A 24,480-nucleotide genomic window follows, 5' to 3' on the forward strand; every position below is an offset into this window, starting at 1 on the left:
ATGCGCGATTCCTCGATCACACTTCCGCGGCGGGATTTTCTGCGGGGCGCGCTGGCGGCAGGCCTGCTTACTGGAACGCGGATCCATGCCGCGCAGACTGCTGAGCGACGGACCTCGCTGATCGACACCAACGCCTGGCTCGATCAATGGCCCGTCCGGCGCCTGACGCTGGAAACGCCCGCCGCGCTCGCGGCGAAACTCACGCAAAATGGCGTCACCCGCGCCTGGGTGTCGTCGTTTGATGGCATGCTGCACAAGGACATCGGCGGCGTGAATGCGCGGCTCGCCGAGACGGGCCAGCGGTTCCCGATCTTCGAGCCAATCGGCATCGTGAATCTCTCCCTCCCGCGTTGGGAAGCCGACGTCGCAGCCTGCGCCACGCAACATCGCATGCGCGGTCTGCGCCTCCTCCCTGGTTACCACGGCTATAAACTCGACGACCCGCGCTTCGCGGAACTGCTCAAGCTGGCGGGGTCGCACCGGTTGGCGGTGCAGATCGTGGTGAGCCTCGAAGACGAGCGGACGCAGAACCCATTGCTACGCGTTCCACCGGTGGATATCGCCCCGCTGCCGCGTGCCCTCGAAGCAACGCCGGGGGCACGGGTGATGATCCTCAACTGGCCGCATGTCGCCGCCGGGAAACCGGTCCTGCTCACGTTGCAAAAGACCGGCGTCTATCTGGACATCGCCATGATCGAAGGCATCGCCGGCCTGGAGGCCACACTCGCGGAACTCCCGGTGGACCGGCTCTGTTTCGGTTCGTACGCGCCCGTTTTCTACTTCGAATCCGCGAAACTCAAACTCCGGGAATCCGAACTGACCGATGCCCAACTCGACGCCATCACCCAAGCCAACGCCCAGCGCTTTCTGGGTGCGTAATTGCTTCATCGCACTCGCCGCGCTTCTCGCGCTCGCGGCGATTGGTGCGGAACCGCTGAAGTTCCCATCGGTCCCGCCGACCCCGCCCGCGGAGGCGGAGAAAACATTCCAGACCCTGCACGGTTTCCGCATGGAATTGCTTGCCGCCGAACCGATGGTCGCGAGCCCGGTGGCCATGGCCTACGATGAAGATGGGCGCTGTTACGTCGCGGAGATGGTCGACTATCCCTACACCGACAAGGCGCACCACAAGCCCAGCCAGGAAAATCCGACCGATGCGGCGATCGGCCGGATCCGCCTGCTCATCGACGACGATGGCGACGGGAAGTTCGACCGCAGCACGATCTTCGCAGAGGGCCTCTCGTGGCCCACGGGCATCGCTTGCTGGAAGGGGGGTATCATCGTCACCGCCACGCCCGACATCTGGTACTTCAAGGACACCAAGGGCGACGGCAAAGCCGACGTTCACCAAAAGCTCTTCACCGGATTTCGGAAATTCAATGTGCAGGCGGTGATGAACAATCCTCTCTGGGCGCTGGACAACCGGCTCTACATCGCCGGGGGCAGCAATGGCGGCGATATCCAGAATCTCACTCATCCCGAATCGAAGCCCTTGAGCCTGCGCCGTGCGGACCTGCGGCTCGACCCGCGCGACATGACACTGGAGGCGGTGAGCGGAGGCGCCCGCTACGGCAATACGCGCGACGACTACGGGAACCGCTTCCTTTGCAATATCCGTAACCCCGCACAACACGTCGCGATCGAGAGCCGTTACCTCGCGCGCAATCCCTATTTGCCGGCGGTGAGCGCGCTCGCCGATGTCGCGGAAGCCGGCGACCAGCTTCCCGTCTTTCGCGCCAGCCCGCCCGAAGCGTGGCGCGAGTTGCGGGCGAAACGCTGGTCCGCGGATTCCACGGTGACCGCGCACATGCCGCGCAGCGAACTCATCGGATCCGGCGTGGTGACTTCCTCGAGTGGCATCACGGCGTATCGCGGCGATGGGTATCCGGCGGAGTTTCGCAACAACCTCGTCGTGGCCGATGTCGCGGGGAACTTGTTCTACCGGCTCGCCACGACTCCCGACAGCATCACGTTCAAAGGCACGCGCGTGGACGGCAATCGCGAATGGTGCGCCGGCCGCGACATCTGGTTTCGACCGGTGAACTTCGTCAATGCGCCCGATGGCTGCCTGCACGTCTGCGACATGTATCGCGAGGTGATTGAGCATCCGTGGAGCCTGCCCGAGGACATTCACGCCGCACTGGATCTCGAACGCGGGCGTGATCGCGGACGCCTCTATCGCCTGGCGCCGCCGGGATTCAGGCCGCGACCCGCTCCGCGCCTGAGCCAGGCCAGCACCGCGGAACTCGTCGCGCTGCTCGCCCATCCCAACGCCTGGCACAGCGACACCGCCCAGCGCCTGCTCTTTGAGCGGCAGGATCAAAGCGCCGTGCCCGCACTGCGCGTGATGATAACGCAACACGCCAACGCTCTCGCGCGGCTGCACGCCCTGTGGACGCTCGATGGCCTGGGCGCCTTGAATGAAGACGATCTGCTCGCAGCGACGCGCGACGCGGACGAACACCTGCGCCGGGCAGCCGTGCTACTCGCCGAGCCGCGATTGAAAGCATCGGAGGCGTTGCGGGCTACTGTTGCGCGATTGACGGAAGACGCATCCAAGGGCGTCCGTTATCAGGCCGCGCTCTCGCTCGGCGAAGTGTCGGATGCTGCAGGCGCGGCACTCGCCGCCTTGGCCGCGCACGATCTTGCCGACCCGTGGATACGCACCGCCATCCTGAGCAGCGCCGGCACACACATCGTGGAGGTCGCGAGGGCGGTCTTGCGCAGTCCGGATTCCGCGGATGCCGCCACCTTTGTCCGCGATGTCGGCGCGATTGTCGGGGCCGGAGCCAACAAAGAAGAATGTCGCACCTTCCTCGACGCCTTGGAACGGGAAGCCGCCACTCACGTGGCGTCTGCGCGGGCCGGTGCGCTTGGCCTGGCAAAAGGCCTCGCGCGACACGGCCAGACGCCCACGGCATTCGCATCGTTTGATGGGCTAAGGTGGCTGCTCACCGTCGTCGACAGAGCGCAAAACTCCGCCTTGGACACCGCCGCACCGATCGATCAGCGCACACAATCCGTCGATCTCCTCGCGCTCGCGGATTTCCCTGCGCTCCAGGCGCTCGCGGAAAAGCTGCTCCAGCCGAATCAGCCGGAACCGGTCCGCATCGCCTTCATTCAATTACTGCGAGACAGGCGCGACGCCGGTGTCGCCGCGACGCTCCTCAACGCCTGGCCCACCTTGACGCCCGCCGCGCGCGAAGCGGCCGTGGGGGTGCTCACCTCGCGCAAGGAATGGGTGGAACCGTTGCTCGTGGCCGTCGAAAAGCAACAGATCAAACCCGCCGAACTCAGCCCCACCGTACGCGCAACCCTCCAGCGATTTCCCGACCCGATTCTCCGCGAGCGCGCCGGGAAGCTCTTTGTTTCCGCGGGTTCGCGGCAGGAGGTGATCACGCGTTACCAGCCCGTGCTCGCGCTGCGCGGCGACGCCACCAAGGGACATGAGATCTATCGGGCCATCTGCTCCACCTGTCACCGCAAAGGTGACGAGGGCCGCGACATCGGCCCGAACCTCGCCACCATCGGCGCGTGGTCGCCCGAGCAATTGCTGACCAATATCCTCGACCCAAATCGCGAGGTTGCACCGAATTTCATGCTCTACGCCGTGGAATTGAAGGACGGGCGCGCGCTCGCGGGCATCATCGCCGCGGAGACGGAGACCGGCGTAACCTTGAAGAGTCTCGATGGCACGGAGCAGAGCTTCGCGCGGAGCGAGATCGCCACGCTCAAGGCCACCGGCAGCTCGCCGATGCCGGAAGGCCTGGAAGCCGCCGTGAGCGTGCAGCAAATGGCCGACTTGATCGCCTATTTGCGCGATGCTCCCTGACGGCAGCGGAGCGCGGATAGACTTGTCGTTTGGCGCACCGTGCAGAACATAATGCGTTGTGAACACTCGCATCTTTCTCATTCGCCACGGCGCCACCACGCTTTCCGCCGAGGATCGTTTTGCCGGCGCGACCGATGTGCCCCTTTCCGACGAAGGTCGCGAACAAGCCCGGCGGCTCGCCGTGCGACTGAGCACCGAGAAAGTCGCCGCGGTCTGGGCCTCTACTTTGGGACGCACCATGGAGACCGCGCGCCTCCTCGCCGAACCGCATGAACTCCCCGTGCAACCCTGCGAGGGGTTGCGCGAGATTTCGCATGGCCACTGGGAGCAAATGACGCGGCGCGAAGTGGACGAACGCTATCCGCAGGAGGCCGCCGCTTGGGAAGAAGATCCTTACACCTTTGCGCCTGTGGGTGGGGAGAGCGGGCTCGCGGTCACGGCGCGCGCTCTGCCGGCCCTGCTCGAGATCGTTCGGGCGCACGCCGGCTCGCAGATCATCATCGTTTCGCACAAGGCGACGATCCGGCTGCTGCTCAGCTCCTTGCTCGGCTTTGACCCGCGTCGTTATCGGGACAACCTCGATCAAAATCCCGCCGCGCTAAACATCGTCGATTTCAAGGATTCCGTCCGCGCGCGTCTCACCCTCTTCAACGACACATCGCATTACACGGCAGCCGGCCTGGCCATTCCCGCCGTGCCCACCGCGCGCCTCTCGAAATGGTGGCACAACCCGACCCCGACTCACTCCCCGCTTGACCCACATTAACTAACACGTCACGCTGCCCACCCTCACTCATGACCTCGAAACATTCCACCACGCACCCGCTCCCGGCTTTTGCCGGCTGGCAGGCGTACTCTGCGCGCGTGGGAATGTTTTCCCGCGTTAACCTTTACGTCGCCCAGCGCAATGTTCGACCCACCCAGGGTTGTTTTTCGATGACTGACTAGTCCCACTACTCCAGACCGCCGAATGCAACCCTGACCACCGAGAGGTGTCAGGGTTTTTTATTTGGTGTGACGAACCCGGCTCATGAACACGCCCACCCAACCCCAATCCATGATCAGCGACCTGCGCGCTTTGCCGCGGTCGTTCTGGGTGCTTTTTGCCGGGACGTTCATCAACCGCTTCGGCACCTTCGTCTGGCCGTTTCTCACCATCTATCTCACCCGCCAGGGGCACACGCTCACGGAAGCGGCGTGGGCGGTGAGTGGTTTCGGTGGTGGCGCGATCTTCGGCAGCGCGGTCGGCGGCTGGCTGTCCGATCACATCGGGCGACGCAATACCATCGTGCTCGGCACCTTCAGCACCGCCGCCGCCATGCTGCTCCTTTACACGATGACTGCGCTGCCCGCGATCGTCGCGTGCACCATGCTCGCCGGCCTGACCGCCGGGGTATATCACCCCGCGGCCAGCGCGTTGCTGGCGGACATCGTGCCCAACGAACTTCGCGTCCGCGCCTACTCCGCTTTCCGGCTCGCCGCCAACGCGGGCTTCGGCTGCGGCGCCGCCGTCGGAGGCCTGCTGGCCAATCATTCGCAGTTCTGGCTCTTCGCCGGCGATGCTTTCACCACCGCCCTCTACGGCGTCATCGCCATCCTGTGGCTGCCGCATGGCTTGCGCGGGCAGACGAAGAACGCGCCGTGGCGCGACGCCTTCCAGGCCCTGAAACGCGACTATCTCTTTCAGTCACTGTGGATCGCGACGCTCTTGTCGTCCGTGGTGTTCGTGCAATTCGGCTCGACCTATTCGCTGCATATCATGCGCCTGGGGCTCACCTTCGATGCCTTCGGATTCCACCTTCGACCGGAAACCGTCTACGGCCTGCTCATCGCCTGGAATGGCGTGCTCGTCGTGACCACGGAATTGCCGCTGACTTCCCTCACCCTGCGCTTCGACGCACGGCGCGTGATGGCGCTCGGCTATACCTTCATCGGCCTCGGCTTTGGGCTCAATGCGTGGTGCCACACCATCCCCACCCTGCTGCTCGCCATGACCATTTTTACGGTGGGCGAAATGATCAGCGCGCCGACTACCAGCGCCGTCGTGGCCCGCATCGCGCCGGAGCAGCTGCGCGGACGTTACATGGGCATCCTCGCGCTCGCGTGGAACGGCGCCGGCATCTTCGGTCCGCAATTCGGCTTCCGTCTTTTCGAACTCGATCCGCGTTATCCGTGGTTCGGTTGCGCTGCCCTCGGCCTGGCCGCCGCGGTGACGACGCTGGTCTTCAGCAAGTCGTCAAAGTTGCTGGAAACCCGGTTGACGCCTATCCCGAAGCCGGACCCGGTGCGGGTGTAAGCCACGGCCAGAAGGTCACAGATGCCTTTGCCGGCTCATCGTTTCTAAATGCCACTGAATGGCATTATCCATACCTGCGCGCAGTCCGCCGGAACGCTCAGACGGGAAAAAATTGAGCCTTTACCAGCCTTGACTGGGCTTGATCGGCCTTGACCGGTCTCCGCCTTCCTCTGTCCGGCAGGCAGCCCGATCAAGGCTATCGACCGCCTACCCGGAAGCGTTCACAGGTGCATTACTGCATCTGATTTGCATCAAGTCAGATCCCGCTTGGATTTATCAAAGAACCTCTCTCTCCCCAGCCGAGCCCGCCGACCATTCCGGCCTTTTCACGCGCCATACTCGCATCATAATAGGAAAATGTCAAGCTTTTTCTTTGGTTGATCGGCGTGAGATGCTACCCTCGGCATGCCTCCCGGCGATTCGCTGGACACCAGCCGCTCCCCGACAGAAACTCCCCGCGCATGATCCTCTTTCCGATGGTTCGCTCGGCGCTCCAGCACCTGAGTAGCATCGTGTGGTTGCTGATTCACACGGTGGAGGAGATGGGCGACCACATGATGCGCGGGCGGTTTCCCTTCCGGATGTCCATTTTCTTCGAGCAGACGGACCGCAGCGGAGTGGGTTCCATTCCGCTGGTGGCCCTGGTGTCGTTCTTCATCGGGCTCACCATGGCGCTGCTCACCGGCTATCAGCTTCGGCCCTACGGGCAGGAAAGCCTGGTGCCTTCGCTGGTCGCCATCGGGTTCACCCGCGAACTCGGTCCGCTCATGACGGGGATCATGGTGGCCGCCCGGGTCGGTGCCGCGTACACGGCCGAGCTCGGCACGATGACGGTCACCGAGGAAGTCGAGGCGATCGAAGCCATGGGGCTCGGCCCGCTGCGGCTGCTGGTGAGCCCGCGCGTGCTCGCCGTCTTTATCCTCCTGCCCTGCCTGTCGGTGATTTCCAGCGCCATGGCCATGCTCGGCGGCGCGATCATCTCGAGCTGGGCGTTCGATATCCCCCTGCAGGGCTTCGCCGATAGTGCGCTCGACAGTCTCATCATTCGCGACATCGTGGCCGGCGTGCTCAAGAGCTTCTTCTTCGGGCTCATCATCGGCCTGGTGGCCTGCTACAAGGGGCTGACCGTGCGCGGCGGCGCGGCGGGTGTGGGCACCGCCACCACCTCCAGCGTGGTCACCGCGATCACCACGGTCATCGGCTTCGATACCCTCTTCAATATCGTGCTCGTCGCCCTCTTCGACAAATGACGACGGATGCCGCTCCCATGATCGAACTCAAGGAGGTGCACCTCTCTTTTGACGACAAGGAGATCCTCTCCGGCGTCAACCTGTCCATCGCTCCGCGCGAACGTCTCGTCGTCCTCGGTCAATCCGGCAGCGGCAAGAGCACGCTGCTGCGGCTCATCCTCGGCATCCTCAAGCCGGACAGCGGCTCCATTCAGTTCAAGGGCCTCGAAGTCACGCGCATGGGCCGCCGCCGGCTCAACAAGATGCGCCAGCGCATCGGCATGGTCTATCAATACAGCGCGCTCATCAGTTCGCTGAACGTGCGCGACAATCTCGCCCTGCCCCTGGAAGAGCTCACCACCAATACGCGCGCCGAGATCGACGCCATGGTCATGCAAAAGCTCGAACTGGTCGGCATGGCCGAGGCCCGCGACAAGATGCCCAGCGAGCTCAGCGGCGGCATGCGCAAGCGCATCGGCCTTGCGCGGGGGATCATCATGGACCCCGAGCTCATTCTTTACGACGAGCCCAGCGCAGGGCTGGACCCCGTGACCAGCACGCTCATCGACCAGCTCATCATCAGCCTCAGCGAAAAGATTGGCGCCACCTCCATCGTCGTGACGCACGAGATGGAAAGCGCCTTTCGCATCGCCACCCGCATGGCCATGCTCTACAAGAGCAGGATTATTGCTGACGATACGCCCGAGAACTTCAAGCGGAGCTCCGACCCGGTCGTCGCCCAATTTATTTCCGGCGACACCAAAGGCCCCCTGCTCGAAGGTCTGCCCCAAGAGATCACATGAACATCGTCCGCAACGAAATCCGCACCGGTCTGCTCGTCGTGCTCTCGCTCGCCGCGCTCGTCGCCGTGCTCATCTATCTCGGTGCGCCGGGCGTGTTCACTCCGCAGAAAAAGTTCCGCATCTACTTTGAAAACGCCGCCGGCATCAAGCCGGGCGCGCAGGTGCTGCTGGCGGGCCGCAAGATCGGGCAGGTGCGAGAACTCTACTCGCCGGTGCTGGAGAAAGACCGGCCCAATCCCAAGCTGGAGACGCTCATCGAAGTGCAGGTCAATTCCTCGGCCAAGATTTTCAACACGGTGAAAGTCCAGATCACGCAGCCGACGATGCTCGGGGAATCGGTCATCGATTTCTCCAGCGGCGATGAGTCCAGCGGGCTGGCTTCCGACGGCAAACACTTCATCGGCGAGCGCGCGGCCAGTCTCTCCGACCTCGCGCCGCTCGTCATGGAAAGACTCGATCCCGTCCTCGGCAAACTGACCGGCACGCTGGAGAGCTTGCAAAAGACTTCCGAGAATCTCTCCAAGCTCACCGCCGAAGGCGCCGACCTGCCGGAGGCCTTCCAGGAGCTCAAGCAATTCGGGATCAACCTCAATGAAATCAGTGGCTACGATAGCGCGCTGCGCCACTCGCTGCAAAACATCGAGACCCTCACCAGCGACCAAGGGAAGCTGGGGCAATCGCTCAATCACCTCGCCGAGATCACCGGCCCCGACGGCTCGCTGTCCAAGACCTTCAAGAACACCGAGAAGTTCACCGCGGAACTCACCGCGAATAATGACGCCACGGTCATCTTGCGCAACTTCCGGGCAGCCTCCGACAACCTGAACCATTCGCTGACGACGATCGGCCAGCAATTCACCACCATCGGCGGCAACCTCGAGCAGGCCAGCGACACGGTGAAGCACCAGCCCTGGCGCCTCATCTGGCCGACGACGAAGAAGTACGACGAGCCGAAGGCCGCGCGGGCGACACGGGCGACACCGGTGCCGAAGAAGAAGACGCCCGCGCGGTAGGTATCGGCACAAAAGCGGACTCCGCTCAGAATGACACGCGAGGACAGAGCCGCCTTGAGGGAGTCTCTACGAGGCGGCGAATCGCTGCGCCGAGGCGATGGTGTTCGCCATGAGCATGGCGATGGTCATGGGGCCGACGCCGCCGGGAACGGGCGTGATCGCGCGGCACTTCGGAGCGACTTCGGCGAAGGCCACGTCGCCAACGATCTTGTAGCCCTTGGGTGAGGTCGGGTCCTCGACGCGATTGATGCCGACGTCGATGACGACGGCGCCGTCTTTGACATAGTCGGCGCGGACGAATTCGGGGCGGCCGATGGCGGCGATGAGGATGTCGGCGCCGCGGCAGACCTCGGCGAGATGCTTCGTGCGCGAATGGGCGACGGTGACGGTGGCGTCGCCGCCCTTACCCTTGTTCATGAGGAGCAGGGCGAGGGGCTTGCCAACGATCATCGAGCGGCCGAGCACGACGACATTCGCGCCGGCGGTCTCGATGGCGCTTTCGATGAGCAGGCGCTGGCAGCCGAGCGGGGTGCAGGGCACGAAGCCATCGGCATCGCCCAGCGCGAGCTTGGCCACGTTGATGGGATGGAAGCCGTCCACGTCCTTGCGAGGGTCGATGGTCTCAATGATGGCGCGCTCATTGATGTGCGGCGGCGGTGGCGATTGCACGAGGATGCCGTGGATACTGGGATCGTCGTTGAGCTTTTGGACCAACGCGATGAGGTCGGCCTGGGCGGTATCGGCGGGGAGTTCGTGCTTCACCGAGTGCATGCCAAGTTCGAGGCACATCTTGTCCTTCGAGCGCACATAGGCGCGCGAGGCGGGATCGTCGCCCACGAGCACCACGGCGAGGCCGGGCGTGACGCCGCGCGCTTGCAAGGCGGCCACGGCGGCCTTGCTGGCGGCGTGCGTTTTTTGGGCGATGGCTTTTCCGTCAATGAGCGTCATAGGTCGACATGATTGGCTTCGCGCATCATTTTCTCAAGGCGCGCGCGTTGGGCTTCGAAGGCTTCGGGAGTATCCGTTTCGGGAATGGTTTCCAAGGGCAGTATGTGGATATCCACGGTAGCAAAGGGCTTGGGGATGCGAAAGGCGTCCCAGCTCTTGAGTTCCCAGTAGCTCGAGTAAAAGATGCCGAAGCCGAGCACCGGGATCTGCGCCTTTTGTGCGAGGGTGATGACGCCGGGGTTGAGTTGATACTTGGGACCACGCGGGCCATCGGGCGTGATGGCGATGTCGTAGCCGGCCTCGGAGGTGCGCACCATCTCGAGCATGGCCACGGCACCGCGCCGCGAACTGGAGCCGCGGATTGCCCCGATGTCGAAACGCGCGAGGAAGGCGGCGAGGATTTCCCCGTCCTTGCTCGCGCTGGTCAGGGCTTTCGAGTGGCGCGGGCAATCCCGCCGCGACATGTAGCGCGAGTAAAACCAGGGGATGATGAAGAGGGTATTGTGCCAGAAGATGCCGGTCATCTTCACCGTGTGCGGCATCTTCAGGAATCCGCCGGGGTCCTGGATGCGGAAGCGCAGGGTGAAGCAGAGCGCCTTCACGATCCAGCCGCCGACGAGGGCGATGAGCCTGGCCTTGGTCGCGGGCTTCACTCCGCGCTCTCCGCCCAGCGGAACGCGCCCGGGGCGGGCAGTCCGAGTTGATCCAAAATGCGCACGACGACGGTATCGGCCACCTCTTCAATCGTCTGCGGCTTCGAATAGAAGCCCGGCGAGGCGGGCAACACGATGGCGCCCGCTTCCATGACGGTGACGACATTGCGCGCGTGGATGAGATTCCACGGCGTCTCGCGCGGCACGAGGATGAGCTTGCGGCGTTCTTTGAGGAAGACATCCGCGGCGCGCAGAATGGTCGACTCGCTGGTGCCGGCGGCGATGCGCCCGAGCGTGCCCATGGAGCAAGGGACGACGACCATGGCATCGAACCGGGTGGAGCCGCTGACGAACGGGACGTTCATCGACTTGTCGCCGTGCTGGTGGATGCCGTTCGCGACGAGGAGTTCGCCGCCGAGCTCTTCGTTGATCACCTGTTTCGCGTAGTTGCTAAAGACGAGATGGATCTCGTGGGCAGCGGGGTCGATTTGGTCGAGCAAGCGCTGGAGATAGATGGCACCACTCGCGCCCGTCGCGGCGAGGACGAGTTTCATTACAAGTAATCCGCCGCGTGGAGCCGGCGGGTGAGATCGCCCTGGCGGGTGAGGAGTTCGGCGTAGAGTTCCTTGTGATCGGAGTTCGGCTTGGCGCGCGTGGATTCGTCGAGCTTCACGAATTTCTCCGCGAGTTCGCGGAAGGTCGTGGGGTCGCCGAGCGCCACCTTGCTCGCGTAGGCGGCTTGCAAGGCCGCTCCGAGGGCCGCGCCTTCCGCGGAAACGAGGCAGATGGTGGGTACGCCGAAAATATCCGCGGCGATCTGGCGCCACACGGCGCTCTTGCTGCCGCCTCCCGTGAGTCGGATTTCCGTGGGCTGGATGCCGAGTTCGCGGAAGCGGCTCAGGCCGTAGCCGAGGCCGAGCGTCACGCCTTCCATCGTCGCGCGGGCGAGATAGGCGGGCGTCATGGTTTCCGTCTTCATGCCGTGGAGGACGCCGCTGCCATTGGGCAGGTTCGGGGTGCGTTCGCCGTTGAGGTAAGGCAGGAAGAGGAGGCCGCCGCTGCCGGCGGGCGCGGAATTCACATTCTTCTCCAGCTCCTCGTGCGACCAGCCGAACATCCGGCAGACCTGCTCGGTGGCCACGGTGACGTTCATGGTGCAGGCCAGGGGCAGCCAGCGGTCCGTGCTGTCGCAGAAGGCGGCGATTTCGCCCTGGGGATCGATGACCGGCTTGTCGGCAAAGGCGTAGACCGTGCCCGAGGTGCCGAGGCTCACCGTGACCACGCCGGGCTGGACGTTGCCGGTGCCGATCGCGCCCATCATGTTGTCGCCGCCGCCGGCGCTCACGGTCACTTCGCCTTTGGAGAGTCCCCAAGCCTCGCGCAGGTTCTCGCGCAGCAGGCCAAACGCCCGGCGCGAACTGGCCAGCGGCGGCAGGGCTTGCAGGAGATCCGCGTCGATGAACTCGATGAGCGGCTCGCACCATTTCTTCTCCCGCACATCGAGCAGGCCGGTGCCGGAGGCGTCGCCGTACTCCATGCCGCGTTCGCCCGTCAGGTGCAGGTTGAGGTAATCGTGGGGGAGCAGGACGGTGGCGAGCGCCTTGTAGTTGCGAGGCTCATTCTGCTTCAGCCAAAGGATTTTCGGCGCGGTATAGCCGGGGAGGATGGCATTGCCGGCCAGCTTGATCAGTTCATCGGCGCCGCCAAATTCCTCCTCGAACTGCGCGCACTGCTCGGCGGTCGAGGTATCGCACCACAGTTTGGCCGGGCGGATGACCTTGTTCTTCTTGTCGAGGGGTACGAACCCGTGCTGCTGGCCGCTCACGCCGATCGCTTTCACCGCGTCCCGCTTCTTGCCGAGCTTCTCCAGTACGGCCCGCACCGTGATGTCCACGGCATCCACCCACTGCTGGGGTTCCTGTTCGAGATGCCCGGGCGGAAGGCCCTCGACGAAACCGTAGCTGTGGGCCGCGGCGGCGAGGATTTTGCCGGAATCGAGGTCGAGCGCGATCGTTTTGGTGCTTTGCGTGCCGCTGTCGATACCGAGTGAGATCATGGATTCAGATTGCAGATTTCGGATTTCGGATTGAAAAGCAATCGTCATCCACGGACTGGTGAGGTTAAATCCCAAATCCCCAAATCCGAAACCTGAAATTTTCCATGGTTAAAAAGCTCCTCCATACCCGCTATCGCGTGAGCGACCTCGAAAAGACCGTCGCCTTCTACCGCGACGTGCTCGGGCTGGAACTGACGCGCCGCCATACCTCGCCCCGAGGCTCGCAACTGGTGTTCTTCAAGGCACCGGGCAGCGCGGAGGAGATCGAGATTTGCAAATACGACGGCAGCGGGGAGGTGAAGGTGGGCCACGACATCACCCACCTGGCCTTTGAAGTGGAGGACCTGGAGGCGTTCGCGAAGCATTCGGCCTCGAAGGGCTATCCGCTCTCCGACGGCCCGACGCCGACGGGTTCAGGCAGTGTCATCGCTTTTGTCGACGCCCCTGAGGGCTACGAGATCGAGCTCATCCAGCACGCGCCATGAGGGCGCCTTCCGGGAGGAATCCCATCCACAATCCCCAATCCGAAAGACCCAATGGAGTTTGACTGGCTCGACGCCCCCTTCGATCTGCGCAAGATTTCGCCCAAGGAGATTGAGGAATCGTTCGAGGATCCCTTCAGCCTGCGTCTGCTGCCCGAGGCTGGGGATGACAGTGAGAAGGCGCGCTATTTCAATCTCGGCAAATCGGTCAGCGACCGCGGAATCTTCACCGTTTTCTGGACCGACGGGAAACGCTACCGGGCGATCCTGTCGCGGGACATGACCCCAGAGGAACTCGCCTTCTACGACCGGAAGAATGCCGAGAGCACCTACTAACCCCCTTTTCTTTTCCTCATGAAAGTCGTCACCACTTGGGCCGAAGTCCCGCATTTCGAAAGCGAAGAAGAGGAAGCCGCATTCTGGCTCGACGCCCGGCTCGAAGTGCGGCTGATGAACGGCTCGCTGCTGAAGGCCGACACGCGGGAATCGACGACGATCACCCTGCGTTTCGATCCGCGGCTGCTGGCCCGCATCAAGCGCATCGCCCGCTCGCGCTACTTGAATTACCAGAGCATGATCAAGCAGTGGTTGAGCGAGCGACTGGAGAAGGAACTGTAGTGGGGGAAGTGATCAGTAGTCAGTGATCAGTGACGTCGGTCAGGTGGCGAGTTGCTCTTCCTGAGCACTGAAGACCGATTGCTTTCCTCCACTTCCCCGTCTTCCCCAACCCCAAGGGAAATGCAGCTCGACTGGCCCGGCCTGAACGGTTCCCCCCGGTCCGCTCAGGCAATGCCCTCCAGTCGAGCTGCTCCCCTATTTGGATTTTTTCCCCGTTCGCAATTGCGAACACGTGCTCCTTTAGCACCGGTCATGCCAAGCGGGTTTTTCGCGCCATAAAAATGCTCAAACCAGAGTAAATTGGTAAGCCCCTGCACATTGGCGGAAAATGAATGCGTGGGAACACGTGGTGGAAATTAGCCAGCGTGTTAAATGTGGACGCCCAAATATCGGCATGTGCCGAGTTGTTCCCAAATGCCTGTGAATAAGTTGCATTGCACACGATTTTGACGCGCTCGCGGCAGCCCCTGTGGTCGCGTCATTCGCGCCGATACGTCTGGCGTGGGCGGATGACGAATGGAGGCGGGGCGGACGCTTTTGGTGGTGCGTCCGGTTTCGTGGAGGGGGGTGGCGCGGAAGCTTCAGTCGGCGGTGGTGCCACCGGCGCATCCACCACGGGAGGCGGTGCAGGGGCTTTTACCGGTAGCGGCGGAGTGACTGTTTTTGCGGAGGGGGGTGATGCCGAAATTTTTGCGGGCGGAGGCGCTACGGAGATTTTTGCCGGAGGGGGTGGCGTGGCCGGTTTCGCCGAGGGTGGCGGCGCGGAGGCTTTCGCGACGGGCGGTCTCAACAAGAACGGTGCGGTGGGGGCTTTCGCCGAAGAGGGAGCCGATGCCTTCGACAAGGGCGCCGGCGCGAATGTCTTCGCGGGAGAAGGTGGTGGTCCCGGCGCTTTTCGCGCGAGTGCGGGCGGAGGCATAGCGGGCGCGGCGCTTTTTTTCTGCCGGCGCGCCACCAGCACGATGATCAGGACAATGACGAAAAGCGACCCTCCCACGATGGCCAGCGTCATGAGCAGAGGCTCCATTTCGTCGCTCGAGGTCTGTCTTTTCTCGAGGGATTTTCCGAGGTCCTCGTCCCCCGCAGATGGCGCGGAGGACTCGGCGAGCACCGACGCAGCGGCCGGCTCAGACGGTACCACGGAGACCAAATCCCGCGTGGATGGCAGAGAAGGAAAACGGAAACTCTCCATCAGTTCACGGATCGCCGGATCCTCTTCTGCCCGGCCGCCATCCCAACGCATCGCCCGCAGCAAATACAAATGGTCGCCCAAGGGGATGGTGCGGGACAGCGTGGTCACCTTGTTGCCCCTCCACATCCCCTCCCCTGTCCGCTCGTAGCTCTTGATGCCCTGCACGATCACGAACTTTCCGGAAAGCCGTTTGCCGCCCCCGGTGCTCTCGATCTTTTGCTCGTAGTCGGTGACAAATTGGTCGTCCAGTTCGCCCGCCGGTGCGGCACGGTCGTCCCGGAAAACCAGGAACATCCGCGTCTGGTCCGCCGAGCAGAAGCCCGCCGCCAGCCCACCCTGGGCCGCCTTGTCGGCAATCTCCTGCCAGCCATCCGGGATCGAGACTGCGAAGTTGAAATCCGGGAACTGCTTCTCCGCGCCGGCGATAGCACTGGTCGCGAGAATCAGCAGCGCCACGCCCGCCAGCGCGAAAACAGCGCGACAGCGTGGACGGAAAATTATTTGCCAGAAAATTGTCATGACCAATGCCTTCAGTGGAGCGCGGCGCGGACGTTCCAGTTGGCTTTTTCCAGGCGCTCCCGGGCTTCTTCGTAACTGATCTTCAATTCGCCACTCACCAGCCGCACGCCGCGGTCGCGGAGCTTGGCGTTGGAAATGCGCAGGTCGACCATGGAGTTGCCGCGCACGCGGCCGAGGCGGACCATGGCGCACGTCGAAAGGATGTTGAGCACGACCTTGGTCGCGGTGCCCGCCTTGAGGCGCGTGGAACCGGTGACAACCTCCGGCCCCGTGGGCAGATCGATCTCCACGTCCCAACGCGTGGCAACGCGCGTCGGATTGCAGGTGAGGAGAATCGTGCGCGCCCCAAGTTCTCGCGCACGAACGAGGGCGCCCAGGACGAAGGGCGCGCGGCCACTGGCGGAGATGCCGCAAACGACATCGCGCGCGGTCACGCCCCGCTCCAGCACCGACAACGCGCCGGCTTCGGGCTGGTCTTCCGCGCCTTCGACGGCGCGGTGCAGCGCCGTCACTCCCCCGGCGATGATCCCCTGCACGAGCTCGGGGGGAGCACCGAAGGTCGGCGGGATCTCGCTCGCATCGAGCACGCCGAGGCGTCCGCTGGTACCGGCGCCGACATAAAACAGACGGCCCCCCGCGGTGAGCGCGGCGCGCTCGAGATCGACGGCGGCGATCAACTCCGCCCGCCGGGCGGCCAGCGCCTCGGTGATCTTCGGCTCCTCGGTGATGAAAAGCTCGACCAGTTCCGCCGTGGTCTGCTTTTCGAGATCGGCCGAGCGCGGGTTGCTCTGCTCGGTGGCAGCCGCGGCCAGCGCGCCGGCATCGGCCACGACGACAGTCTCGCGCACCGGCGGAGCGCTGGGCGTGTGCTCGGCGAGCCAGGCGGCGCCCAAGGCGCCCGACTCGCCGCACAATTCGACCGTGGCCTTGGGGAGCAGCGCGCTCAGGCGATAGCGGAAGAGCGCGGCGTACTCTTCGTGATTCGTAAATATACCGCCGATGAGGCGCACCGGCGCGTCGGGAAACTCCAGGCGCTCGGCCACCGCCCGCGTGAACTCCGCGAGCACCTGCGCGCCCGACTCGATGATCTCCAGCATCTGCGGCTCGCCGACCCGGGCCGCGCGGAAGATAGCGGGCGCGAGCCGCGCGACGCTCATCTTGTCGGCCTGCGTGGCCCAGCCCACGAGATCCTGGAGCCGGTTGAGCCCGAGGATGCGGAGAATCTCCCCGGCGACGGGCGTGATCTTTTGGTTCAGGTCGAAATGGGTGAGCACCTCGCGCAAGCCGCGCCGGGCGACATCGTAGCCGCTCCCGCGGTCGCCGAGCAACTGGCCCCAGCCGCCCGCTTTCTCGATCCGCTGCCCGTGGCGGCCGTGCACGGCGGCGCCGGTGCCGGCGATAACCGCGATGCCATCGCCGTCGCGGAAAGCGGTGGCGAGACCGGAGTCGCGGTCGCTGCCGATGGAGAGTTGCGCCTGCGGCCAGGCCTTCTCCACGAGACGATGCAGCCGCGCGCGGTCTTCGTCCGTCCCGCAGCCGGCGAGGAACGCGCCGACATGTGTGGCCTCGCGCGGCAGCACGGAAAGGAGATCGGTCAGCGCCTCATCAGTAATGAGCTTCAGATTGGACGCCGGCAGCACGCCCTCGCGCAGCACGGAGCCGTCGCCGGCGAGCAGCACCCAGTTGGTTTTGGTGCCGCCTCCTTCGAGGCCGAGAATGCGCTTTGGACTTTCCATGCCTCCACTATCGTGAAACATCGCCCGACACTCAATCCTGCCTGATGCTTTCCTCTCGTTGGTTCCGTATTTTTTGCTGGTGCACCGTGGTCGCCTGGGCGGGCATCATTTTCTATCTCTCGACTTTGAGCGCGGCTGAGGTCGAGCAGATGAACATCACCCACTGGTGGGACAAGGCCCTGCACTTCATCGCTTTTTCGGCCGGCGGGGTGGTGATGGCGTTTGCCTTGCGCCGCAACACCCAGTGGAGCTGGAAGAAAATCGTGCTCATCAACACCCTGGCCGTTTCCGCTTACGGCTGGAGCGATGAATGGCACCAGCAATGGACCCCCGGTCGCAGCGCCAAGGACGTCGGCGACTGGACCGCCGACACGCTGGGCGGCGCCGCCGGAGCCATTCTCCTCGTATCGATTTATGCCAAACGCTCACTCCCGCATCGACCAGCTCCAGCAGCAGATTGAGGAGCACAATCGGCGCTATTCCAATGCCCCCAGCGATCGTGAAGCCGAGTTGAAATCGCGCACCGCGCCGTCTAAGCTTCGCTTATGAGCCTGGCTGATATCCTCGACGAACTTCCTCGCCTGACCCCCGAGCAGCGCCAGCAAGTCATGGAGAAAGTCTTCGAACTGCAAGGCGGCTGGCTCGACGGAGACGACAGCTTGAGCGTCGAAGAAAAGCGGCTGATTGAATCCAGGCTGGCCGCCCACGACGAGAACCCCGCCTCCGCCGTGCCATGGGAAGAAGCCAAGGCGCGGTTGCAGTCCCGATTCGTGCGATGAGTTTCAGAGTCATCCTTCGCCCGGAGGCGGAGGTCGATATCGCGGATGCGGCCGACTGGTATGAAAGCCAGCAAAGCGGACTTGGGGGAGAATTCGTCGCCGCTGTTTCACAGGCCATTGACGGCTTGTCTGCCAACCCGCTGCTGGTTTCCCGCCGCCATCGCCAGAGGAATATCCGCTGGGTTCGTCCCACCCGATTTCCTTACCGGATCGTCTACGAAGTTGCTGATGGTATCGTCCTGGTTATCTGCGTATTGCATTTTGCCTGCGACGAACACCACTGGCGGAAGCGCTTAGCCGACCAATGAGATCGAGGTGATGCGGACCCGCTCTGGAAAACAGAACGGGCTCGCATCCATTTCGATTCGGAAATCTACTCCGCGAAATGCTTTATGCCCAACGTTCACTCCCGCATCGACCAGCTCCGGCAGCAGATTGAGGAGCACAATCGGCGCTACTACGACGAGGCGACGCCGACCATCGCGGACGCGGAGTACGACGCCCTCTTTCGCGAGCTGCGCGATCTCGAGACGGCGCACCCGGAATTCCTGACGCCCGATTCGCCGACGCAGCGGGTCGGCGAAAAGGCGACCGCGGGTTTCGAGCAGGTGCGCCATGGGGTGCCGATGCTTTCGCTGGACAATCTGTTCGCCAAGGAAGGCTTCGAGAGCTTGCGCAAATGGATCGCGAGCGTGGAGAAGCTGGTGCCGGGCGAGACGCTGGAATGGCTTGTGGAGCCGAAGGTAGATGGCCTCGCGGTGAGCCTGCGCTACGAGGATGGCCTCTTCACCCGCGGCGCGACGCGGGGCGACGGTGAGACCGGGGACGATATTACAGACAATCTCAAAACGCTGCGCAGCGTCCCGCTGCGCCTGCACGGCAAGAGCGCGCCGGAAGTGCTGGAGGTGCGCGGCGAAGTGTATCTGCCGGTCGCGGGATTTCAGCGGATCCGCGAGGAGATGATCGCGGCGGGCGAGGAACCTTTTGCCAATGCGCGCAATACCGCCGCCGGTACGCTCAAGCAGCTCGACCCGGCGCTGGTCGCGCAGCGTCCGCTGGAGATCGTGCTCTACGGCCTCGGCGAGATCAGCACCGACCTGCCGCCCACCCAGGCTGCGCTGCTGGAGTGGATGAAAGCATTCGGCTTGCGCACACCGAAGTTCACCCGCGTGTGTCACACCGCAGAAGAAGTGATGGCGGCGATCGAGGAACTCGATTCCATCCGCGACACCTTCGGCTACGAGACGGATGGCGCGGTCATCAAGCTCAACTCCCTCGAGCAGCGGGAGCGCGTGGGTTACCACTCGCGCGCGCCGAAATGGGCCAAGGCCTGGAAGTATGTGGCCGAGCAAGCGGAGACGAAGTTGAACGGCATCACCGTGCAGGTCGGTCGCACCGGTGTGCTCACGCCGGTCGCCGAGCTGGAGCCGGTACTGTTGCGCGGGAGCACGATCAGCCGCGCCACGCTGCACAACGAGGACGAGATCAAGCGCAAGGACATCCGCATCGGCGACACCGTGGTCATCGAGAAGGCGGGCGAGGTCATTCCCGCGGTGGTGAAGGTAGTGCTGGAGAAGCGTCCACCGCACACGCCGCCGTTTGATTTTCTCGCGCACATCGGCGGGAAATGCCCGGTGTGCGGCAGCACCGTGAAGCGCGACCCGGATTTCGCCGCGTGGGTCTGCGAGAACGTGAATTGCCCGGCGCAATTGACCCGCCGCCTCGAATACTTCGCCAAGCGCGGGGCGCTCGATATCGACGGCCTCGGCGGCATCGTGGCGGACAAGCTGGTCGAGCGCGGCCTGGTGCGCGATCCGCTCGATTTGTTTGATCTCAAGCTGGAACAACTCGGGCCGCTGAATCTCGGCACCGATGAGGAACCGCGCGTCTTCGGCGAGAAGAACGCGACCAAGGTGCTCGGCGCCATCGAGCGGGCGAAGACCCTGCCGCTGGCCCGCTGGCTGCACGCGCTGGCCATCCCGGAAGTCGGCGAGGAGACGGCCCACGACCTGGCGAAGCATCACCCCACCATCGAGGCCGTGCGCGACTCCGCGTCGCTCCGCGATGTGGTGGCGCTCGCTCGGTTGCACACCGAGGCGGATGGGGCCAATCCGCGTGCCCGCCACAACAAAGAGGCGACCGCGATGGAGAAACAACAGCTTGCCACCCACCACGCGGAACTGCAGGCGGAGGCCAATGCCGCCGGCCGGCGGTTGCTCGACGCAGCCTTCGCCGCACCGGCGAAGAAGAAGGGGGCAACCGATGCCGATGTGGTGACGGTAGTGGGACCGGTGGTCGCGCAAGCAGCGCTGGATTGGTTTGCGAGTGAGATGGGACGCGAAACCCTGAAGCGCCTGCACCATCTCCAAATCGCTCCCGCCGGCAGCAGCCCGGGCGCAGGGGATCAGGTGTTCGCCGGCCAGACCTTCGTGCTCACCGGCACGCTGGAAAAGATGTCGCGCAACGAAGCCTCGGAAAAAATCCGCGCGCTCGGGGGCAATGTCTCCAGCTCGGTGAGCCGCAAGACGAGCTACGTCGTCGCGGGCCCCGGCGCGGGGTCAAAGCTGGAGGACGCGCAAGCATTGGGCGTGACAGTGCTGACGGAAGACCAATTTCTCGAGCTGCTGGCTGGTTCAGGAGCAGGGACGAAAAGCGCGGCGGACGATTGGTTCGCGGTTTAGCGGTTCTTTGGGTTTATGCAGCCGTGCTGCCGACATCCGCCGAATAGCTGGCAGCGATAGCTGAATCCCCCGATCCATCACCGGCCGCAGACTCCCTTTTATGAAAGTGCTCATGATCGATATCGGCGGTTCCAATGTGAAAGTCATGGTGAGCGGCAACGAGGAGATGCGAAAGTTTCCCTCGGGCCGCACCTTGACCGCACGGCAAATGGTGACGGGCGTGAAGCGCCTGAGCAAAGACTGGCAATACGATGCCATCGCGCTCGGTTTCCCCGGTTTGGTGGAAAATGGGAAGCTGGTGCGAGAGCCGCTCAATCTTTCCGGCGGCTGGCTGCGCTTCGACTTTGCCAAGGCCTTTAACTGCCCGGTGCGCATCATCAACGACGCCGCGTTGCAGGCGCTGGCCAATTACAAGGGCGGCCGGATGCTCTTCGTGGGCTTTGGCACCAGCGTGGGAGCGGCCTTGATCGCGGACGACGTGATCGTGCCCGTCGAGCTGGGATTGATCCCCTTCAGCCGCAAGCAGACCTTCATGTCGCGCCTGACCAAGGAGGCACGGCGGGTCAACGGACACGCGCGCTGGCAGAAGAATGTGCACGCTGCGGTCTCGCTGCTGCAGGATATTTTCTGGCCGGCCGACACCGTAATCGGGGGCGGCAATGCCAAGGTGCTTGAGCCGCTGCCGCCCAAGTGCCGGCGCACCAGCAACCGGGAAGCGATCATGGGAGCCGTCCGCCTCTGGGGTGGCGCCGACTTTCGCGCGGAGCCGTACGGCACGACCTGGCGCGTCCATCGCAAAGCGGAACCGCGGGCCAAGGCGACGAAAGCGGTCGTCGCGAAGCGGAAGAAGAAAGGTTAGGCGTGCATCGTGGAGGCTGGGGTTCAGTGGCGCGGAGCGAAAACTCCCGTCATCCTGAGCTTGCGAAGGACCTCTGGTTTCTGCCTTTCCTCACCCATGCGGCAGACGATTGCTTAAGGATTGCCTTCTTGGCGAAGCGGGAGATGCCAGAGCGAAATCAGAGATCCTTCGCAAGCTCAGGATGACGGGGTTGGGGAGGCGCCTCCGGCGCGCACCGCTCGCCATGGAACCACTATAGACTACGGCGCTTTGACTCCGCTCAGCGGGTGATGAATCACCGCGTCCCAAGCCACTTCCTGCAACAGGCGGTTCAAGGCCTCCATTTCGGCCGGCTCGCGTTTGACCTTCCGCAACGCTTCCGGAATGGGGAGGCCGACCGGGCTTTTCCGATAAATCACGGCGTAGTGAACGTAGGAAATGAGCACCTGCAGGGGCAGCTTCGGATGGCCGAGCGGGTCCGTGAACAGGTCGGACTGCGCCTTCAATCCCGGCGCCTGCCCGGCGATGATCTTCTCCCGCAGCGCGATGACCGCCTGCCCCGCTGGAACCACGTAGACGACCTGTTTTCCCAAGTCCTTTTTCAAGCCGCTGATGAGCGCATCCATCTCCTGGAAATAGCGCTCGTGCATGGCCCGCAAGGTGGCCCCGGTTGGCGCATTGTGATCCACCTGCGTCGGTTTCGGAATGCCGGGCGGATCGAAGTAGTGCGGCTGGTACTCATCGTAGGGCAGCCAGAATTCCTGCACCGTGACGCGGATGTTTGGATTGTTCTCGAACCCGAGGCGCGCGAACTTTTCGATCCCGTCATCGGGAAGATAAACCGGGGTGAGGATGAGCACATCCACGGCGCCGGCCTTGAGCGCTTCCTTGGCCTTGTTGTCCTCATCCTTCACGTTCCAGTGGTAGAGCGCCTTGGAGCCGCCGATGTATTTGGTGCCGACGATGACCTGATCTGGAAAGCCGCCCGCCGTGGCGATCTCCGTCAGGATGGGCGGGACCTGAATGAAATAGCTGTGGTGCGCGGCGAAAATGCGCTGCCCCTTCGTGATCGCAGTCGAGGCCGGTGCAGCCTGGGTTGGCCGCTTGGGGACCGCCTCATCGCCTTGAGCAAAGCGGGCAATTAGCAGGAGAAAACAGAGGAGAAGGCGTGTCGTCATGGGGAGCGAGAGTTTTTGAGGGGAAGGAGGATAAAACCACGAGGAGCGCCGCTCCCCCAAGAGGAAACACGTTATTCCTTGCCGCCCTCCGGTTTCACCGCATAGTGCCCCCCTCGCATCGGGGTGTAGCTTAGCTTGGTAGAGCGCCTGGTTTGGGACCAGGAGGTCGCAGGTTCGAATCCTGTCACCCCGATTTTTTTCCCGGGAGTCTCCCCGGGGGCAGGGCCGCTGGAAAACAGACGGCGAACGACCGTTTCGTGGCGGTCAACCGATTCTCACGTCACTGCCGACCGAAAAATGACTCCGCCTGCCGAGAACGCCGCGCCACCCAGCAAAACCATCTTGCTCGTGGAGGACGATCCTACGGTGTGTTACTTTGTCGAACGGGTTCTGCGCAATGCGGGCTACTATGTGGGCATGGCGGCGGATGGCGCCTCGGGCTTGCGTCTTTTCCGCGTGCGCCCGTGGGACATCGTCATCACCGACCGCACGATGCCGGGAATGAACGGCGAAGAGCTGGCCGCGCTGATCAAGAAGGAAGCGCCCGAACAGCCGATCGTGCTGATTACCGGGATTCCCAGTCGCGTGGAGCGCCCGGAGCTTTTCGACGCCATTTTCGGCAAGCCGTTCTCGATCACGGACCTTCTCGCCGGCCTTTCGGCTCTGCTCCAGCCGCGCCGCGAGGGCGCGCCGTTGAAGACTTAGAACAACGGCCAAAAGGCCTTTCGCGTCGGGAGCCGGAGGGGAGCGCGCCGTCGCTTTCTTGAGGACTGGTTCCCGGCACCGACGGCGCGGTGCCCTCCAGCACACCTCGACCCTTCACGCGCGCACTGGACGACGCGCACGGAGGAAGCCACGCTGGTTGCGCATGGCCGAATTCTCCACCCAACAGCTCATCGACGACATCGCGCAATCGCTGTCGCCCGAGCAATACGATCACGCGGTCGGCCGCTCGTTCGCGGCCTTTGATGCGCTGAACGAAAAGATCATCGCGGAAAAGGGCGTGAAGCTGGATTGCGGCGCGGGTTGCTCGGTGTGCTGCTCGTTGCGGGTCGAGGTTTTCGCCCACGAGATCTTTCTGCTCGCCCGCCACATTCGCCGTCATTTTTCCGCCGAGGCGATTTCAGCCCTGCTCGAGCGGCTGGCCGGGCACGCGGAAAAAGTGCTGCCGCTCACCGTCTTCGAGCACGCCACGCAAAACATCATCTGCCCGCTCCTGCAAGATGGCCATTGCAGTGTCTACGCGGCGCGTCCGCAATGTTGCCGCCGGCATCACTCGCAGGATCTCGCCGCGTGCGTGTTCACCTTCGATCATCCGGACGACCTGGAATTTCCCGGCGCGCATGACCGCGATCTTTTCCGTGCGCTGACCGGTGCGATGCAGGAGAACATCGACGCCTACGCCGAGCTCGGCTTTGACCACACGATCTATGAACTCGGCACCGCGCTGGAAGAGGCGTTGCACGATCCCGCCAGTTGGAAACGGTGGCGGGCCCACGAGCAGGCCTTTCTGCACGCCTCGGTGACGCCGACGGATTGAGGATTTTTCTTGTTCCGGGGGTGAGGGATCGCTATCCACGATTTTCGTAATCGAAATTCGATAGTGGATCCCGTCGACAAACCCCTC

24 protein-coding genes and 1 tRNA gene are annotated in these 24,480 nt (G+C 63.6%); 18 read left to right on the top strand and 7 right to left on the bottom strand.

Annotated elements, in window-relative coordinates; translation table 11 throughout:
- The 7 genes from ABJF10_RS01575 (at nucleotide 1) to ABJF10_RS01605 (ending at nucleotide 9,173) form a co-directional block, all read left to right on the top strand.
- Nucleotides 1–879, top strand: coding sequence for an amidohydrolase family protein (locus ABJF10_RS01575; RefSeq protein WP_348542756.1), 879 nt, complete (start codon nucleotides 1–3; stop codon nucleotides 877–879).
- Entirely contained in the window at nucleotides 824–3,832 is a 3,009-nt protein-coding gene (locus ABJF10_RS01580) for a PVC-type heme-binding CxxCH protein (protein ID WP_348542757.1), read from the top strand. Before ABJF10_RS01575 ends, ABJF10_RS01580 begins: the two co-directional genes overlap by 56 nt.
- A gap of 58 nt (nucleotides 3,833–3,890) precedes the next feature.
- Complete coding sequence (locus tag ABJF10_RS01585; protein ID WP_348542758.1) at nucleotides 3,891–4,598, top strand: histidine phosphatase family protein; 708 nt, start codon at nucleotides 3,891–3,893, stop codon at nucleotides 4,596–4,598.
- 264 nt (nucleotides 4,599–4,862) lie between these two features.
- On the top strand, nucleotides 4,863–6,128 hold the full coding sequence (locus ABJF10_RS01590; RefSeq protein ID WP_348542759.1) for an MFS transporter: 1,266 nt from the start codon (nucleotides 4,863–4,865) through the stop codon (nucleotides 6,126–6,128).
- A 461-nt stretch (nucleotides 6,129–6,589) separates the two neighbouring features.
- Nucleotides 6,590–7,378, top strand: a complete 789-nt coding sequence (locus ABJF10_RS01595; RefSeq protein WP_348542760.1) for an ABC transporter permease — start codon at nucleotides 6,590–6,592, stop codon at nucleotides 7,376–7,378.
- 17 nt (nucleotides 7,379–7,395) lie between these two features.
- On the top strand, nucleotides 7,396–8,160 hold the full coding sequence (locus ABJF10_RS01600; protein ID WP_348542761.1) for an ATP-binding cassette domain-containing protein: 765 nt from the start codon (nucleotides 7,396–7,398) through the stop codon (nucleotides 8,158–8,160).
- On the top strand, nucleotides 8,157–9,173 hold the full coding sequence (locus ABJF10_RS01605) for an MlaD family protein (RefSeq protein WP_348542762.1): 1,017 nt from the start codon (nucleotides 8,157–8,159) through the stop codon (nucleotides 9,171–9,173). The genes ABJF10_RS01600 and ABJF10_RS01605 overlap by 4 nt, the downstream gene beginning before the upstream one ends.
- 66 nt (nucleotides 9,174–9,239) lie before the next feature.
- Here ABJF10_RS01605 and ABJF10_RS01610 read toward each other — a convergent pair whose 3' ends face one another.
- From ABJF10_RS01610 to xylB, 4 genes are read right to left on the bottom strand one after another with little or no spacing between them, the layout of a single operon-like run.
- Nucleotides 9,240–10,121, bottom strand: a complete 882-nt coding sequence (locus ABJF10_RS01610) for a tetrahydrofolate dehydrogenase/cyclohydrolase catalytic domain-containing protein (RefSeq protein ID WP_348542763.1) — start codon at nucleotides 10,119–10,121, stop codon at nucleotides 9,240–9,242.
- A complete protein-coding gene (locus ABJF10_RS01615) occupies nucleotides 10,118–10,774 on the bottom strand; it encodes a lysophospholipid acyltransferase family protein (RefSeq protein ID WP_348542764.1) in 657 nt (218 codons plus the stop codon). Before ABJF10_RS01615 ends, ABJF10_RS01610 begins: the two co-directional genes overlap by 4 nt.
- Nucleotides 10,771–11,328 carry a UbiX family flavin prenyltransferase gene (locus tag ABJF10_RS01620; RefSeq protein WP_348542765.1) on the bottom strand — a complete coding sequence of 186 codons (558 nt, stop codon included), beginning with the start codon at nucleotides 11,326–11,328 and terminating at the stop codon, nucleotides 10,771–10,773. Before ABJF10_RS01620 ends, ABJF10_RS01615 begins: the two co-directional genes overlap by 4 nt.
- Nucleotides 11,328–12,830: a xylulokinase gene (gene xylB / locus ABJF10_RS01625; RefSeq protein WP_348542766.1), complete on the bottom strand. Its 1,503-nt coding sequence runs from the start codon at nucleotides 12,828–12,830 to the stop codon at nucleotides 11,328–11,330. The genes ABJF10_RS01620 and xylB overlap by 1 nt, the downstream gene beginning before the upstream one ends.
- 104 nt (nucleotides 12,831–12,934) lie before the next feature.
- Here xylB and ABJF10_RS01630 point away from each other — a divergent pair, with 104 nt between their 5' ends.
- Genes ABJF10_RS01630 through ABJF10_RS01640 form a run of 3 tightly spaced genes read left to right on the top strand, consistent with a single transcriptional unit; the run spans nucleotide 12,935 to nucleotide 13,930 of the window.
- On the top strand, nucleotides 12,935–13,315 hold the full coding sequence (locus ABJF10_RS01630; RefSeq protein ID WP_348542767.1) for a VOC family protein: 381 nt from the start codon (nucleotides 12,935–12,937) through the stop codon (nucleotides 13,313–13,315).
- Between the two features lie 51 nt (nucleotides 13,316–13,366).
- Nucleotides 13,367–13,648: a BrnT family toxin gene (locus ABJF10_RS01635; RefSeq protein ID WP_348542768.1), complete on the top strand. Its 282-nt coding sequence runs from the start codon at nucleotides 13,367–13,369 to the stop codon at nucleotides 13,646–13,648.
- An 18-nt stretch (nucleotides 13,649–13,666) separates the two neighbouring features.
- Nucleotides 13,667–13,930, top strand: coding sequence for a CopG family antitoxin (locus ABJF10_RS01640; RefSeq protein ID WP_348542769.1), 264 nt, complete (start codon nucleotides 13,667–13,669; stop codon nucleotides 13,928–13,930).
- A gap of 478 nt (nucleotides 13,931–14,408) precedes the next feature.
- Here ABJF10_RS01640 and ABJF10_RS01645 read toward each other — a convergent pair whose 3' ends face one another.
- Both ABJF10_RS01645 and murQ read right to left on the bottom strand, forming a co-directional pair.
- On the bottom strand, nucleotides 14,409–15,578 hold the full coding sequence (locus tag ABJF10_RS01645) for a hypothetical protein (RefSeq protein WP_348542770.1): 1,170 nt from the start codon (nucleotides 15,576–15,578) through the stop codon (nucleotides 14,409–14,411).
- Nucleotides 15,579–15,652: 74 nt separating this feature from the next.
- Entirely contained in the window at nucleotides 15,653–17,377 is a 1,725-nt protein-coding gene (gene murQ, locus ABJF10_RS01650; protein ID WP_348542771.1) for an N-acetylmuramic acid 6-phosphate etherase, read from the bottom strand.
- Nucleotides 17,378–17,421: 44 nt separating this feature from the next.
- Here murQ and ABJF10_RS01655 point away from each other — a divergent pair, with 44 nt between their 5' ends.
- The 5 genes from ABJF10_RS01655 to ABJF10_RS01675 all read left to right on the top strand — a co-directional run bounded on the left by ABJF10_RS01655 (nucleotide 17,422) and on the right by ABJF10_RS01675 (nucleotide 21,696).
- Nucleotides 17,422–17,838, top strand: a complete 417-nt coding sequence (locus ABJF10_RS01655; RefSeq protein WP_348542772.1) for a VanZ family protein — start codon at nucleotides 17,422–17,424, stop codon at nucleotides 17,836–17,838.
- An 84-nt stretch (nucleotides 17,839–17,922) separates the two neighbouring features.
- Complete coding sequence (locus ABJF10_RS01660) at nucleotides 17,923–18,156, top strand: addiction module protein (RefSeq protein WP_348542773.1); 234 nt, start codon at nucleotides 17,923–17,925, stop codon at nucleotides 18,154–18,156.
- Nucleotides 18,153–18,464 (top strand): type II toxin-antitoxin system RelE/ParE family toxin, encoded by a 312-nt coding sequence (locus tag ABJF10_RS01665; RefSeq protein ID WP_348542774.1) that lies wholly within the window; start codon nucleotides 18,153–18,155, stop codon nucleotides 18,462–18,464. The genes ABJF10_RS01660 and ABJF10_RS01665 overlap by 4 nt, the downstream gene beginning before the upstream one ends.
- An 84-nt stretch (nucleotides 18,465–18,548) precedes the next feature.
- Nucleotides 18,549–20,837, top strand: a complete 2,289-nt coding sequence (ligA, locus tag ABJF10_RS01670; protein WP_348542775.1) for an NAD-dependent DNA ligase LigA — start codon at nucleotides 18,549–18,551, stop codon at nucleotides 20,835–20,837.
- Nucleotides 20,838–20,937: 100 nt separating this feature from the next.
- Nucleotides 20,938–21,696 (top strand): ROK family protein, encoded by a 759-nt coding sequence (locus ABJF10_RS01675; protein ID WP_348542776.1) that lies wholly within the window; start codon nucleotides 20,938–20,940, stop codon nucleotides 21,694–21,696.
- A gap of 239 nt (nucleotides 21,697–21,935) precedes the next feature.
- On the opposite strand, the gene ABJF10_RS01680 is transcribed toward ABJF10_RS01675, so the two are convergent.
- Complete coding sequence (locus ABJF10_RS01680) at nucleotides 21,936–22,853, bottom strand: hypothetical protein (protein WP_348542777.1); 918 nt, start codon at nucleotides 22,851–22,853, stop codon at nucleotides 21,936–21,938.
- Nucleotides 22,854–22,972: 119 nt separating this feature from the next.
- Between ABJF10_RS01680 and ABJF10_RS01685 the strand changes: the two genes are divergently transcribed.
- From ABJF10_RS01685 to ABJF10_RS01695, 3 genes are all read left to right on the top strand, one after another.
- A tRNA-Pro gene (locus tag ABJF10_RS01685) sits at nucleotides 22,973–23,046 on the top strand.
- 104 nt (nucleotides 23,047–23,150) lie between these two features.
- Nucleotides 23,151–23,558 carry a response regulator gene (locus ABJF10_RS01690; RefSeq protein WP_348542778.1) on the top strand — a complete coding sequence of 136 codons (408 nt, stop codon included), beginning with the start codon at nucleotides 23,151–23,153 and terminating at the stop codon, nucleotides 23,556–23,558.
- Between the two features lie 163 nt (nucleotides 23,559–23,721).
- Nucleotides 23,722–24,393, top strand: a complete 672-nt coding sequence (locus tag ABJF10_RS01695) for a YkgJ family cysteine cluster protein (protein WP_348542779.1) — start codon at nucleotides 23,722–23,724, stop codon at nucleotides 24,391–24,393.
- The last annotated feature ends 87 nt before the right edge of the window (nucleotides 24,394–24,480 follow it).

This window comes from Chthoniobacter sp. (assembly GCF_040003245.1).
Lineage (GTDB): Bacteria > Verrucomicrobiota > Verrucomicrobiia > Chthoniobacterales > Chthoniobacteraceae > Chthoniobacter.

What these genes read in the sequence shown, in the direction of transcription:
- ABJF10_RS01605 (WP_348542762.1), top strand. Translation starts at nt 8,157, where the DNA reads ATGAACATCGTCCGCAACGAAATCCGCACCGGTCTGCTCGTCGTGCTC.
- ABJF10_RS01575 (WP_348542756.1), top strand. Translation starts at nt 1, where the DNA reads ATGCGCGATTCCTCGATCACACTTCCGCGGCGGGATTTTCTGCGGGGC.
- ligA (WP_348542775.1), top strand. Translation starts at nt 18,549, where the DNA reads ATGCCCAACGTTCACTCCCGCATCGACCAGCTCCGGCAGCAGATTGAG.
- ABJF10_RS01655 (WP_348542772.1), top strand. Translation starts at nt 17,422, where the DNA reads ATGCTTTCCTCTCGTTGGTTCCGTATTTTTTGCTGGTGCACCGTGGTC.
- ABJF10_RS01680 (WP_348542777.1), bottom strand. Translation starts at nt 22,853, where the DNA reads ATGACGACACGCCTTCTCCTCTGTTTTCTCCTGCTAATTGCCCGCTTT.
- ABJF10_RS01580 (WP_348542757.1), top strand. Translation starts at nt 824, where the DNA reads ATGCCCAACTCGACGCCATCACCCAAGCCAACGCCCAGCGCTTTCTGG.
- ABJF10_RS01640 (WP_348542769.1), top strand. Translation starts at nt 13,667, where the DNA reads ATGAAAGTCGTCACCACTTGGGCCGAAGTCCCGCATTTCGAAAGCGAA.
- xylB (WP_348542766.1), bottom strand. Translation starts at nt 12,830, where the DNA reads ATGATCTCACTCGGTATCGACAGCGGCACGCAAAGCACCAAAACGATC.
- ABJF10_RS01590 (WP_348542759.1), top strand. Translation starts at nt 4,863, where the DNA reads ATGAACACGCCCACCCAACCCCAATCCATGATCAGCGACCTGCGCGCT.
- murQ (WP_348542771.1), bottom strand. Translation starts at nt 17,377, where the DNA reads ATGGAAAGTCCAAAGCGCATTCTCGGCCTCGAAGGAGGCGGCACCAAA.
- ABJF10_RS01635 (WP_348542768.1), top strand. Translation starts at nt 13,367, where the DNA reads ATGGAGTTTGACTGGCTCGACGCCCCCTTCGATCTGCGCAAGATTTCG.
- ABJF10_RS01660 (WP_348542773.1), top strand. Translation starts at nt 17,923, where the DNA reads ATGAGCCTGGCTGATATCCTCGACGAACTTCCTCGCCTGACCCCCGAG.
- ABJF10_RS01610 (WP_348542763.1), bottom strand. Translation starts at nt 10,121, where the DNA reads ATGACGCTCATTGACGGAAAAGCCATCGCCCAAAAAACGCACGCCGCC.
- ABJF10_RS01690 (WP_348542778.1), top strand. Translation starts at nt 23,151, where the DNA reads ATGACTCCGCCTGCCGAGAACGCCGCGCCACCCAGCAAAACCATCTTG.
- ABJF10_RS01630 (WP_348542767.1), top strand. Translation starts at nt 12,935, where the DNA reads ATGGTTAAAAAGCTCCTCCATACCCGCTATCGCGTGAGCGACCTCGAA.
- ABJF10_RS01665 (WP_348542774.1), top strand. Translation starts at nt 18,153, where the DNA reads ATGAGTTTCAGAGTCATCCTTCGCCCGGAGGCGGAGGTCGATATCGCG.
- ABJF10_RS01595 (WP_348542760.1), top strand. Translation starts at nt 6,590, where the DNA reads ATGATCCTCTTTCCGATGGTTCGCTCGGCGCTCCAGCACCTGAGTAGC.
- ABJF10_RS01600 (WP_348542761.1), top strand. Translation starts at nt 7,396, where the DNA reads ATGATCGAACTCAAGGAGGTGCACCTCTCTTTTGACGACAAGGAGATC.
- ABJF10_RS01620 (WP_348542765.1), bottom strand. Translation starts at nt 11,328, where the DNA reads ATGAAACTCGTCCTCGCCGCGACGGGCGCGAGTGGTGCCATCTATCTC.
- ABJF10_RS01695 (WP_348542779.1), top strand. Translation starts at nt 23,722, where the DNA reads ATGGCCGAATTCTCCACCCAACAGCTCATCGACGACATCGCGCAATCG.
- ABJF10_RS01675 (WP_348542776.1), top strand. Translation starts at nt 20,938, where the DNA reads ATGAAAGTGCTCATGATCGATATCGGCGGTTCCAATGTGAAAGTCATG.